Annotated in this window: 11 protein-coding genes, 1 riboswitch and 1 other annotated feature; of the genes, 10 read left to right on the plus strand and 1 reads right to left on the minus strand. The window is 37.4% G+C overall.

Features of this window, described 5'->3' with window-relative positions:
* Positions 1-159 precede the first annotated feature (159 nt).
* Both recD2 and AC2CGN_RS08790 read left to right on the plus strand, forming a co-directional pair.
* A complete protein-coding gene (gene recD2 / locus AC2CGN_RS08785; protein ID WP_429982553.1) occupies positions 160-2,583 on the plus strand; it encodes an SF1B family DNA helicase RecD2 in 2,424 nt (807 codons plus the stop codon).
* 29 nt (positions 2,584-2,612) lie between these two features.
* Positions 2,613-4,310 carry a polysaccharide deacetylase family protein gene (locus tag AC2CGN_RS08790; protein ID WP_429985752.1) on the plus strand — a complete coding sequence of 566 codons (1,698 nt, stop codon included), beginning with the start codon at positions 2,613-2,615 and terminating at the stop codon, positions 4,308-4,310.
* A 77-nt stretch (positions 4,311-4,387) separates the two neighbouring features.
* On the opposite strand, the gene AC2CGN_RS08795 is transcribed toward AC2CGN_RS08790, so the two are convergent.
* Positions 4,388-4,576: a hypothetical protein gene (locus tag AC2CGN_RS08795; protein ID WP_286927457.1), complete on the minus strand. Its 189-nt coding sequence runs from the start codon at positions 4,574-4,576 to the stop codon at positions 4,388-4,390.
* A 342-nt stretch (positions 4,577-4,918) separates the two neighbouring features.
* Between AC2CGN_RS08795 and hpaB the strand changes: the two genes are divergently transcribed.
* The 8 genes from hpaB (at position 4,919) to AC2CGN_RS08835 (ending at position 13,025) form a co-directional block, all read left to right on the plus strand.
* Complete coding sequence (gene hpaB, locus AC2CGN_RS08800; RefSeq protein WP_484513371.1) at positions 4,919-6,358, plus strand: 4-hydroxyphenylacetate 3-monooxygenase, oxygenase component; 1,440 nt, start codon at positions 4,919-4,921, stop codon at positions 6,356-6,358.
* 72 nt (positions 6,359-6,430) lie between these two features.
* Positions 6,431-6,598, plus strand: a riboswitch (M-box (ykoK) riboswitch).
* A 242-nt stretch (positions 6,599-6,840) separates the two neighbouring features.
* Positions 6,841-7,806, plus strand: coding sequence for a magnesium transporter CorA family protein (locus AC2CGN_RS08805; protein WP_429982547.1), 966 nt, complete (start codon positions 6,841-6,843; stop codon positions 7,804-7,806).
* 69 nt (positions 7,807-7,875) lie between these two features.
* Positions 7,876-8,087: a binding site (T-box leader), on the plus strand.
* Between the two features lie 77 nt (positions 8,088-8,164).
* A complete protein-coding gene (gene alaS / locus AC2CGN_RS08810) occupies positions 8,165-10,825 on the plus strand; it encodes an alanine--tRNA ligase (RefSeq protein ID WP_484513373.1) in 2,661 nt (886 codons plus the stop codon).
* Between the two features lie 87 nt (positions 10,826-10,912).
* Entirely contained in the window at positions 10,913-11,179 is a 267-nt protein-coding gene (locus tag AC2CGN_RS08815) for an IreB family regulatory phosphoprotein (RefSeq protein ID WP_004226839.1), read from the plus strand.
* 2 nt (positions 11,180-11,181) lie between these two features.
* Positions 11,182-11,598, plus strand: coding sequence for a Holliday junction resolvase RuvX (gene ruvX / locus AC2CGN_RS08820; RefSeq protein WP_283868854.1), 417 nt, complete (start codon positions 11,182-11,184; stop codon positions 11,596-11,598).
* A 19-nt stretch (positions 11,599-11,617) separates the two neighbouring features.
* Positions 11,618-11,926, plus strand: coding sequence for a DUF1292 domain-containing protein (locus AC2CGN_RS08825; RefSeq protein WP_016994165.1), 309 nt, complete (start codon positions 11,618-11,620; stop codon positions 11,924-11,926).
* A 329-nt stretch (positions 11,927-12,255) separates the two neighbouring features.
* Positions 12,256-12,783, plus strand: coding sequence for a DUF1292 domain-containing protein (locus AC2CGN_RS08830; RefSeq protein ID WP_429985749.1), 528 nt, complete (start codon positions 12,256-12,258; stop codon positions 12,781-12,783).
* A 107-nt stretch (positions 12,784-12,890) separates the two neighbouring features.
* A complete protein-coding gene (locus AC2CGN_RS08835) occupies positions 12,891-13,025 on the plus strand; it encodes a hypothetical protein (RefSeq protein ID WP_484513377.1) in 135 nt (44 codons plus the stop codon).
* Positions 13,026-13,234: the final 209 nt, after the last annotated feature.

Genomic DNA, 13,234 nt, shown 5'->3' on the forward strand with positions numbered 1-13,234 from the left:
CACCTTTATCATAGCATGGAAAGATTGATAAAAGATGCGAAATATCAATTGTCAAAATAATGTTAAAAGAATTGAGTGAATTCTCTTTTTAAACGATTATTAGCACTATATTGTGGTAAAATAAAAAGATTGAATCGCACATGAAAGGACGAATTGACAATGGCTGAGAATCTTGATTTATTTGAACTAAATAAATTTTTTATACTCGGACGTCCAATCGTCTCTATCTTTCATAATGCTCAAAATATGTATTCGATTGTTCGTGTGAAAATTCAAGAGACCAATTTACAATATGAAGATAAAGAAATCATTGTTGTCGGCTATTTTCCGCCATTACAAATGGATGAACAATATCGTTTTACAGGTTTATTGAGACAGCATCCAAAATACGGTGTACAATTTCAAATTGAGACGTTTACCAAAGAGGTACCAGCAACAGAGCAAGGAATCATTCATTACCTATCAAGTGATTTATTTGTTGGTATTGGAAAAAAAACGGCTGAAACAATTGTAGAGAAACTTGGAGCCAATGCTCTACGTCTAATTTTGGAGGACCCAAATGTGCTTGATAGTGTCCCTCGTCTATCAGCCGAAAAAAAAGAGGTTATCCACCGTACAATCGAACAAAATTTAGGTCTTGAGCGAGTAATGATCCAGTTAAATGAATGGGGATTTGGACCTCAGCTCGGTATGAAAATTTACCAAACATATCGCACTGATGCCATTGAGCTTTTAACAGAAAATCCATATCGTCTAATTGAAGATGTCGAAGGTGTGGGATTCGTTCGTGCAGATGAGCTAGGTGCAAAATTAGGGATTACTGGTAATCATCCAGACCGTATTAAGGCCGCTATTTTACATATTCTAAATACAGCAGCTTTATCAGAGGGGCATGTGTTTTTAGATGCTGAGCAAGTTTTGCCCTTAGTCAAAGATATGCTAGAGCAAAGCCAACGAGAGAAAATACCATTTGAGGCAATATCCAAGGCCTGTATTGAATTGCGTGAGGAAAGTAAAATTTGTGGGGAAGAAACAAGGCTGTATTTACCGTCTCTCTATTTTTCAGAAGTAGGAATCGCCTCTAAAATAGTGTCATTAATTGAACGGAATAAGAAAGCTGAGCATTTTAGTAGGGACGAAATTCGGAAAGCGATTGGAGAAACAGAGGACTTACTCCATGTGACCTATGCCGAAACACAGGCCAATGCTATTGAACAGGCCTTAAACTCGGCTGTTATGATTTTAACAGGTGGTCCAGGTACTGGTAAAACAACGGTTGTACGAGGAGTAGTGGAAGTATATGCAAAGCTTCATGGTTTATCATTAAATCCAAAGGAATATGCGCAAAAAGAAGAACCCTTTCCCATTATTTTATGCGCTCCTACAGGTCGTGCTGCTAAGCGTTTATCAGAATCAACAGAACTTCCTGCAATGACCATTCATCGATTATTAGGATTTACTGGACAAGAAAAGGAAGAGGAAACAGAGCGTGAGGTTACAGGAAAGCTCATCATTGTTGATGAAATGTCAATGGTGGATACTTGGCTTGCTCATCAATTATTGAAAGCTCTACATGAGGAAGTTCAAGTTATATTTGTGGGTGATCAGGATCAGCTCCCTCCAGTAGGACCTGGACAGGTGTTAAAGGATTTATTGGCCTCGCATCAAATTCCAACTGTTGAATTAACTGAAGTGTATAGACAGGCAGAGGGCTCAACTATTATTGAACTTGCCCATCAAATTAAACGCGGTACAATCCCAAATGATTTATCGGTAAAAACGTCTGACCGCTCCTTTATTAAAGCCTCCTCAGATCAAGTAGCAAGTGTTGTTACACAGGTTGTAAAGAGTGCAGTTGCGAAAGGACAAGAAATTCGCAATATTCAAGTGTTAGCACCAATGTACAAGGGACCAGCAGGCATTGATAACCTGAATAAAATGATTCAAGAGCTCATAAATCCAAACGATACTGGTTCTAGAAAAGAGCTTGTCTTTGGTGATGTAACCTATCGTATCAAGGATAAAGTATTACAGCTTGTCAATCAGCCAGAAAGCAATGTTTTTAATGGAGATATGGGTGAAGTCATCAGTATTATCAAGGCGAAGGAAACTATCGAGAAACAGGATTTACTTGTTGTTTCTTTTGACGGCATTGAAGTAACTTATCAGCGCAGTGACCTCAATCAATTGACACTCGCCTATTGTTGTTCCATTCATAAATCACAAGGCTCGGAATTTCAGACAGTAATTATGCCAGTAGTTCGAGGCTATTCTAAAATGCTACGTCGTAATCTGCTATATACTGGTATAACCCGTGCGAAAAACTTTCTGATTTTATGTGGTGAGCCAGAAGTGCTCGCAGATGGCTTACAGCGTACAGATGATCTACAGCGCTTTACTTCTTTACGTGCAAGACTTAATCCAATGGATATTGCAGAGGAAATAACTGAAAAAGAAGCAGTAGCAGTGGAAATAGATGAAGAGCCGAAAAAAGATGTAAAGTTAACGGTTGAAACAGAACCGTTGATCCATCCAATGATTGGAATGGACGGGGTTTCACCGTACGATTTTTTAGATGACTAAAGAGGATTAAAATATTTGAGGTGAAGAAAGTGAAACGCATCGTATTATTGCTTCTATTCATGATGATCCTACCTTTTGCTGGAAAAGTATATGCAAATAATATGATTATCCAAGTGAATGAAGAAGCAACTGTCTTTGATAATCGTTCAGGCTCACTCGTACAGGTGGGCACATTATCAGCTGGACAAACCTTTGAAGTAACTAAAGATTATGGGGCTAACTGGTGGCAAATACGTTGGGCAGGTTACTATGGGTATGTTGATAAGCGTTATACAACAGTTGTACCAGCAACAACCTATAAAAACAAAGTCCCAATGGTAGCAACAATAAAGGATTATATTGTTCCAACCCGCGTTGCTCCAATTTTTGATAATAGCGGTAATAAGCTTGTACAATTTGCAACCCTTTCAGAGGGAGTTCGTTTTCCTATTTATAATAAAATGGGGGATTGGTATGGCATAGCAGTGAATGGACGGTTAGGATTTGTACATAGTAATTTTGTTGAAGAAGAACAAGGACAGGAGACTACGAATCCAAATAACACAAAACCTGTTGAAAAGCCTACCCCGACTCCACCACCTCCTAGTAAGCAAAATGGTTATATGCAGGCTTTAGAAAATGTCACTCTCTATGACCTACGTCGAGACAAGCCAATGACTATTGCCCTATTACTGAAGGGGCAACAGCTTGAGGTTGTCGATGCATCAGACGAAACATATGTAAAGGTTCGATGGGGGCAAACCTATCTTTATGCAGAAAAAAATAAATTAAAATTAATGAATACACCTTCTTATAAAAATATTGGGAAGGACCATGCTGTAAAAAATGAGTATTTCATCCCGATTTCTGCAAACAGTGAGATTTATGACTGTACCAATAAAACATTAACCCCTTTTGCTAAGCTAGATACAAACCGTCGTTACCCGATTTTACGAAAAGAGGGCAGCTGGTATGTAACAGTTATTGGGGGACGTGAGGGGTATATCCATAGCTCAAAAGTAGCGCTTGATCGTGGTGTTCCTGTTATGATGTATCATCATTTTTTAAAGGAACATGAGCTGGGCCGCTTTAAAAATGTCAGCACCACGATGACGGATGTACAATTTACAAGAGAAATGCAGTATTTAAAAACTAAAAACTATGAAACGATTACTACAGATGAACTATTGCGTTTTATGCGCAATGAAATTACATTACCGGCTTATTCCATTGTCTTAACCTTTGATGATGGCTTGCTTTCAACACGTGAATATGCTTATTCAGTTCTTCAAAAGAATGGCTTCAAAGCTACCCAGTTTTTAATTACATCACGCAATGAAAGTTCATCAGCTGAGCAAATGTTTAATTATGACGACCTGCAGGCACTTTCCCGTCAGGATATTGAAAATATGCAAGATGTCTTTTCCTATGGCTCCCATACTTACAACCTACATGATTTAATAGGAAATAAAGGGAAAATGCTACTAATTCCATACCATGAAGTAGTGCAGGATTTAAAACAAAGCTTAACGCTTATCCCTGAAGCAAAAGCATTTGCATATCCATTTGGACAATATACGTCGAATACAATTTATGCAGTAAAAGAAGCAGGATTTGTCATGGCGTTTTCAACACAGCCTGGCTATAATAAGCCGTATGATGATGTGTATCAAATTAAACGACTATATAGTGATCAGAAAACTACATTTGAACAGTTCCAAAAAATGGTCCTACCATATGCTAAATAAAAGAACTTGTCCCATCATAAAACACTAAAAAGCGCGAGCAATTATTGCTCGCGCTTTTCATTATGCTTTAAAAGTGATTAATGAATACCTACGATATGATGTTTTACCACTTCATAAGCCTGGCAAACATTTTTATAATTAGCTCTGTCTTGAGCAATTAAGTTAGAAGCAATAGAAAATAAAAGATTTTCTTCGTTATGATCCTCCATTTGATTCATTAAGGCAGCTTCTAATTCTTCGACATATGCAATGATTTTATGGTTCATCTATATTCTCCTTTGAAAAAGATGTTTTTTGTTTTGTTTACGAGGCTATCTTACACCTACATGAAGTAAAAATCTAGAAACTCTGTACTAGTTAAAACAGACTTTTTTATGAATGTGACATAAAATTGAACTTGTTTAATAATCGCTTATTGTAATCGATTTTATCTAAAATAACTGAAAAATCAGCAATATAAGCAAATTTCTTTTTGTCTCAAAAAAAGTGGTACAGTTTCCCTGGATTGATGGATTGATATAATACAGTTGGGAACCTTGGAACCTAAAACTGGGAAATTCCATATACTAAATGAGTATAAAATAATTGGAATGTTTAGGGGTGACTGCATGCCAGCAATTACAGGACAGCAATATATTGAGCGTATTGATGCGTTGCAAACGTATATTTCTATTGATGGTGAAGTTGTAGCAGGGAAGGTGTCGGAGCATCCAGCATTTAAGGGAGTTATGCAGAGTCAGGCAAGACTCTTTGATTTACAAAATGGGCAGGCATTGCTTGATAAGATGACCTATGTATCACCGACTAGTAATCATCGTGTTGGGATGTCTTTTCTACAAGTATTGACAGGCGAAGATCTTGTAAAAAGACGTATTGCCGCAAGAGAATGGGCACTATCCACTCATGGTCTTATGGGAAGAAGTCCAGATTACATGAATACGACATTAATGGCACTTGCGTCAGCTGCTGATTATTTAAAAGATAAACCAAATTGTTTCCCTGAGCATTTAGTGAAATTTTATGAGCATGCCCGCGAAAATGATTTAACGATGACTCATACCTTTATAGAGCCCCAAGTTAATCGCAAAAAATTTTATTTTGAGGATGAGGAAGTCATTATTGCTGCTAAAATTGTTGCTAAAACAAGTGAAGGGTTAGTCATTAAAGGGGCAAGATTACTCGCTACACAGGGAGGAATTACTGATGAACTTCTTGTGATTTCAACAAACGGTTATGACGAAGGAAAAGGCTTTGCATTTTCGATTCCTAGCAATACTAAAGGCTTAAAGTTTTTATGTAGGCAGTCCTTTGTAGGCGGTGAATCAACGTTTGATTATCCATTAAGCAGCCGCTTTGAGGAAATGGATGCAATTGTTGTATTTGATGATGTGATTGTGCCATGGGAGCGCGTTTTTTATTATGAAAATTTAGAAGTTGCCAATACCTTTATGAATATCAGTGGCTTTCAGGCCTATGGCTTACATCAGGTGCTGTCACGCCAAATAGCTAAAACAGAATTTATTTTGGGCGTTGTGCAATCAATTGTAGATACGATAAATATAGGAGACTATCAGCATGTGCAGCAAAAGGTTGTAGATATTATTGTAGCATTAGAAACAATGAAGGCTTTATTGTTAAAGTCAGAAATTGAGGCGACAAGGGATACTTTTGGGTTTATAAGGCCAGATCATCCTACATTGCAAGTTGCCATTCATGTTTTCCCAAAAGTGTATCCGACTTTTACTGAAATCATCCAATTACTTGGTGCAAGTGGATTAATGTCCATTCCAAGTGAAAAAGCCTTTGTAGCGGATGATGGGGACCTAGAACACTATTTACAGTCATTTAAAGATGGCGGTAAAGACCGGGTTAAAAAATTCCGTTTGGCTTGGGATTTAACAATGAGTAGCTTTGGCACAAGGCAAACACTTTATGAGCGTTTCTTCTTCGGTGATCCAGTTCGCTTAGCATCAGTACTTTATCAAACCTATAATCGAGAACAATATATTGGAAGGGTGGAAAAATTTTTAAAAGATGATTGTTCCTAAATCTACTACAAAAATTTTTCAGTTTGACAGTTGTTTCATTATGCATTATGATTTACAAGAATAAAAAAATAACAATCCCTTCGTTAGGTGAGGCTCCTATGCTGGAGATACGCTACTACCCAAAAATGTCGAGAGACGCCAATGGGTCAACAGAAATCATCGAAATAAGGTGTTTTTTAACGTAGCTGGAGTAAATTTCCTATGCCGCATAGTGCTAAAACTCAACGTTTGAAGGTAAGAAAGCAAAGTACTGTCCTTTACTGTACTGTTTTTTGATATGTGTATTCAACACGCCTTCATTCGTCGAAGGCGTGTTTTTGTTATTTAAGGAAGGTGATGAGAAATGGATAGTAGTCCTGAGCCGGGTAAGCAAATGTTAGGAAGAAATAAACAATTAAGGATCGTCGATTTCTTATCGCCGAAACAACAATAAGGTCATGCCTGTTGTTCTCCTTAAATAATAAAACATGAGGTGAAAAACAATGATTAAAATCCATTATTTTGAAAAAAGAAGCAACGTAGTAGAACATGATTTTAATTTAAAAGAATTTAAACATGGCCTCCATGCTGAGGATTTATTATGGGTTGACTTATATGCATATAGCTACAATGAATTAAATGATATCGCGGAAATTTTTGGCTTCCATCCATTAGCGGTAGAGGATTGCTTAAACGAAGGTTCTCGCCCTAAAATGGACAATTATGGCGATTATAAATTTTTTGTTTTTCATGCTCCGATCTATAATGAAAAAAGTAGCAATGAAATAACTACAGTAGAATTAAATATTTTTATGGGTCCTAATTATGTTGTAACGGTTCATAAGCAAAAGCTTAAATGGCTAGGTCACATCGAAAATATTTGCTTAAACAGTACGAAGTATTTAGATAAAGGCACTGATTTTCTTTTGCATACAATTATTGATGGCATTACTGATGAATATTTCCCAGTTTTAGAACGGATTAGAGCCCGTATAGATGAACTTGAAGAGGAAATATATGATTATCAGCCGAAAATAGTTACAGAGGAGTTTCTTGCGCTTAAGCGAACTATTATATTCATTCGACAGGCAATTTTGCCACAAAAAAGAATTTTTTCAAATAGTAATGGTCAGTGGAAATTTGAAATTCGTGAGGAAAATATTCCATTCTATAAAGATTTAAATGACCATCTTGAACGAATTGTTGAATCGACAGAAACCTATAGAGATTTAGTAAACAGTACCTTAGATACTTATTTTTCAATTATTAGTGGTAAATCAATTGAAAAGCTTAATTTGCTTACTGTAATATCAACCATTATGCTGCCATTATCAGTCATTACAAGCTTTTTTGGCATGAATGTTCCATTGCCATATCCAGATTCACCAATTACAACGATTACAATTAGTGTATTTTTAGTTGTATTTACTTGGGGAATGTGGGCATACTTCAAAAAAATGATTGCCTAGTGATGGTTAGCCTTACTAGTGCCAATTGACAGAACAAAATATTTTTTTTATAATGCTCGATAGAAAATAGTAAAAACGATGATGGAACAAGTACGTATTTGTGGGTGTTCAGAAAGGGATTTCTTGGCTGAAAAAATCCTCACATTGCAGATACCGAAAGCTACTCCAGAGTGCAGTTAATCTCTGCCGTTCACTTACGTTACAAGTGCTAAAGAGGTAAGTATTTTTTACTTACAACTAGGGTGGTACCGCGAGACAACTAACAAGTCCTCGTCCCTTATTGGGATGAGGGCTTTTTTATGCTTATTTGCGGATTCATGTCGTAAACTTAACAAAATTATGAGGAGGAATTTATCCTATGAAAGCAGCAGATATTCGCCGTATGTATTTGGAATTCTTTAAAGAGAAAGGTCATCATCATGAGCCATCAGCACCACTAGTACCCATTAATGATCCATCCTTACTTTGGATTAACTCTGGTGTTGCTACACTTAAACCATATTTTGATGGTCGTGTTATTCCAGATAATCCACGTATCACAAATGCGCAAAAGTCGATTCGTACAAATGACATTGAAAACGTAGGTAAAACAGCACGTCACCATACGTTTTTCGAAATGCTTGGTAACTTCTCTATTGGAGATTACTTCAAAAAAGAAGCGATTCATTATGCTTGGGAGTTCTTAACAGATAAAAAATGGATGGGCTTTGATCCAGAGCTTTTATCTATTACTATTCATCCTGAAGACCAAGAAGCCTATGATGTTTGGCATAAAGAAATAGGTATTCCTGAAGAACGATTAATCCGATTAGAGGGGAACTTCTGGGATATTGGAGAAGGTCCTTCTGGTCCAAACTCAGAGATTTTTTATGACCGTGGAGAAGAATATGGCTCTAATGATAGTGATCCAGAAATGTATCCAGGTGGAGAAAACGAACGCTACCTTGAAATTTGGAACTTAGTGTTCTCACAATTCAACCATAATCCAGATGGTACGTATACGCCGCTGCCAAAGCAAAATATTGATACAGGTATGGGTCTTGAGCGTATTGTGTCAGTTGTACAGAATGTTCCAACTAACTTTGATACTGATTTATTCATGCCAATTATTGAAAAAATTGAGGAGTTTGCTAACCGTAAGTATAAGCGTCCTAGTGAAGTAGATTTAAATGAAATCTTCGGCTCAGAAGAGGATATTAATACACCATTCAAAGTAATTGCAGACCACATTCGTACAGTAGCTTTTGCGATTGGTGATGGCGCACTTCCTTCAAATGAAGGTCGTGGTTATGTATTACGTCGTTTATTACGTCGTGCTGTTCGTTATGCAAAACAAATCGGTATTGAAAAACCATTTATGTTTGAATTGGTACCAACTGTAGGTAAAATAATGGAGGACTTCTATCCAGAGGTAACGGAAAAAAGTGAATTTATCCAACGTGTCATTAAAAATGAAGAAATTCGCTTCCATGAAACATTAGACGGTGGTTTAGCTATCTTTAACGAGGTCGTTGAATCACAAAAAGCAGCAGGACATGACTATATTCCAGGTGCAGATGCCTTCCGATTATATGATACTTACGGTTTCCCAATTGAATTAACAGAAGAATATGCTGAAGAAGTAGGCATGAAGGTAGATCATGAAGGCTTCGAGATAGCAATGGAAGAGCAACGTGAGCGTGCCCGTGCAGCTCGTCAAGATGTAGACTCCATGCAAGTGCAAAATGAAGTTCTCGCAAATTTAACGGTTGCCAGCGAATTTGTAGGCTATGATACATTAACTGCAGACACAGAAATTGCAGCGATGATTGTCAATGGACAAGTAGCGAAGGTTGCCTCTGAAGGTCAAGAAGCGCTAGTAATTTTAGCAAAAACACCATTCTATGCTGAGATGGGTGGACAAATTGCGGATAGTGGTATCATTTCAAATGATAGCTTTACTGCTGTTGTTAAAGATGTTCAAAAAGCACCAAATGGTCAGCCGCTCCATACAGTGGTAGTTGAATCTGGTGAAATGCATGTAGAAGATACTGTGCAAGCAGTTGTTAATCGGGATGATCGAAATTTAATTATTAAAAATCATACAGCTACACATATTATGCAGCGTGCATTAAAAGATGTGCTAGGTGATCATGTTAACCAAGCTGGTTCATATGTAGGTCCTGATCGCTTACGCTTTGACTTCTCACACTTTGGTCAAGTGACAAAAGAGGAGTTACAGCAAATTGAACGTATTGTAAATGAAAAAGTGTGGGATGATATAGAGGTTGTGATTGAAGAAAAAGGCATCGATGAAGCGAAGGCAATGGGGGCTATGGCATTATTCGGTGAGAAGTATGGCGATATTGTCCGTGTAGTTTCTATTGGTGATTACTCTATTGAGCTTTGTGGTGGTCTACATGTAAAACGCTCTTCTGAAATAGGTTTCTTCAAAATTGTCTCAGAAGGTGGGATCGGTGCAGGTACGCGTCGTATAGAGGCTGTAACAGGAAAAGTGGCATATGAAACAGTTAAAGAAGAGGAAGCTTTATTAAACGATGCTGCAGCCTTATTAAAAGCAAATCCGAAAGATATTGTGACAAAAGTACAGGCACTTCAAGCAGACTACAAAGAATTACAACGTGATAATGAAGCACTATCACAAAAAATTGCGAATGCACAAGCAGGAGCAATTGTAGATGCAGCTCAAACAATTGGTGATGTAACAGTCCTTTCTACTAGAGTAGAAGCAAAAGATAATAATCAATTGCGTCAAATGATGGATGATTTAAAAGTGAAAATGAATAAAGCTATTGTCGTTTTAGGAGCTGTTGATGGCGAAAAAGTAATGCTATGTGCTGGCGTCACAAAAGATTTAGTGGGCGGCAGTTATCATGCCGGAAATATCGTAAAAATGGTAGCAGAGGCATGTGGTGGTAAAGGCGGCGGTCGTCCAGATATGGCGATGGCAGGTGCAAAAGATGCATCAAAACTTGATGAAGCGCTACTTTCTGTGTATGATTATATTAAATCCATTTAATTAATACGCCAAATCGGTTATAATAAAGAGAAATTGGAGATGAGCTTTTTTGCACATCTCCTTAATTCTGAAAGCGAGGTGCTGGTCATGAGTTCATTTGATCAAACGATGAAATTTAATTTTCCAGAAGAATCAATGGAACAGGAAGTCAAGCAGGTAATGTTGAAAGTTCATTCTTCATTAGAGGAAAAGGGATATAATCCTATCAATCAGATTGTCGGTTATTTACTTTCTGGTGATCCGGCGTATATTCCTCGCCATCAGGATGCTCGTAATTTAATTCGCAAGCTTGAGCGTGACGAAATTCTAGAAGAGCTTGTTAAATTTTATATTAAAAAGAATAACGAGGACTAGAAATGAGAATTATGGGATTAGACGTTGGGTCAAAAACTGTGGGCGTGGCAATAAGCGATGCATTAGGGTGGACGGCCCAAGGTATTGAAACCGTAAAAATTGATGAAGCAAACGGTGAATTTGGTGTTGAACGAATAGCCGAGCTAGTAAAGGAGTATGCTATAACAGAATTTGTTGTAGGTTATCCGAAAAACATGAATAATACGGTGGGACCACGTGGGGAGGCATCTGAAAACTATAAAAAGCTTTTAGAGGAGACCTTTTCACTGCCAGTAAAGCTTTGGGATGAACGTTTAACGACGATGGCTGCTGAGCGTATGCTAATTGATGCAGATGTAAGTCGCAAAAAACGGAAGCAAGTCATTGATAAAATGGCTGCTGTGATGATCTTGCAAGGCTATTTGGATAGCAAAAATTAATTGATGAGGTGACAAGCACATGGCACACGAGCACAACCATGAAGAAGAATTACACGTACAACACATTACAGTGATTGACGAGAACGGGAATGAACAGCTTTGTGAAGTGATTCATGTTCATGAATCGCCTGAATTTGGCAAATCCTACGTATTTTACTCAATGGTAGGAGCAGAAGAAGATGAGGATGGTTCTGTAGAGATTTTCGTTTCTTCATTCGTTCCTTCTGAAAATGGTGAAGACGGCGAGTTAACACCAATCGAAACAGAAGCAGAGTGGGATATGGTAGAAGATGTATTAAATGCTTTAGAGGATGAATACGAAGACTAATCTTCTTTCTTAAAGCTTGGAACAAGGATCGCAACTTGCAGTCCTTGTTCCTTTTTTATTGGGATATGTAGGCGAATGCTCAATATGGAGTGACAGTGATCAAAAATTGCGGGAATTCGGCCTAATACAGTTGGTGAAAGTGGTCAAAAAATATGGACGTTCAATATAGCTGTGAAAGTAAGAGAGTTAGAAGTGAAATCGGATGTAGGAGTAAGGAGTCACTCAATAGTGATTTGAACGTGATCGAAAGGAATATTACCAACAAGCGAAACTTTACCATAGAACTGAATGACCCCTATTTCTCAAAAAAACATAAAGGAGGAAGTTGAATGAATGAAGAAACACAAGAATTTATGATTATCGGTAAGGATGGTAAGGAACAAAAATGCAGGGTCGTTTTTACCTTTGATGCAGAGGAAAAATCATATGTACTATTTTCGTTAATGGACGAAGCGGGTAATGAAATTCCAGGGGATATTTCTGCTATGACATTTGAGTACGATGATAACAATGGAGAAATGACCAATTTAATGCCTGTTGAAACTGAGGCTGAATGGGAAATGATTAATGAGGTCGTGCTAACACTTCTGGACGAATTCCAGGAGGAGCCACAGTTAATTACCGTTACGGATGAGGATGGAATAGATCAAGTCTGCGAGGTTATTCATACATTTTCATCCGACCAATTTGGAAAGTCCTATGTTTTATATGTACCTGTAACCGACGAACCTATTGAGGAACGAGATATTTTTGCGGCGCAATATTTATCTGGTAATGATGGTTCAATAGAGGAATTATTACCAATTGAAACTGATGAGGAATGGACATTTGTTGAAGATATATTGAATGAATTGTAAAACCTCTGAGTGGTTATGAGCCACTCAGAGGTTTTTATCTTCATTCAGCAGAAGACTCCTACCTCTACAGGTGGTGAGATGACTGCACAATTCAAAATCCGGACGCATTGTTCATCTGTGCGAAAGCGAAGCGACAGCAACACGGTTTTATCTGTGCGAAAGCGAAGCGACAGCAACAAATGTTTTCTGTAGCGAAAGCAAAGCGGCAGCTACAATTACGCCAAGGCGAAATTGATATTTAAATAATAGAAATTTTCTATCTATAGTTAAAAAGGTTTCTATCTGCAAATGAAAATTTTGTACTTTCGATTGAATTTAGTGATTTTACGAGAAAAAAGTGCTTTTTCAAAGACTGATTTTCTGAATTTTTGAAAAAATACAGTGAATGAGGTATTGACCAATTCTTAGTAAATGGATAAGATTTGTTTTACATTAAACCAAGTAAATTGAT

It is taken from the genome of Lysinibacillus sp. DFXJR4 (assembly GCF_057196045.1).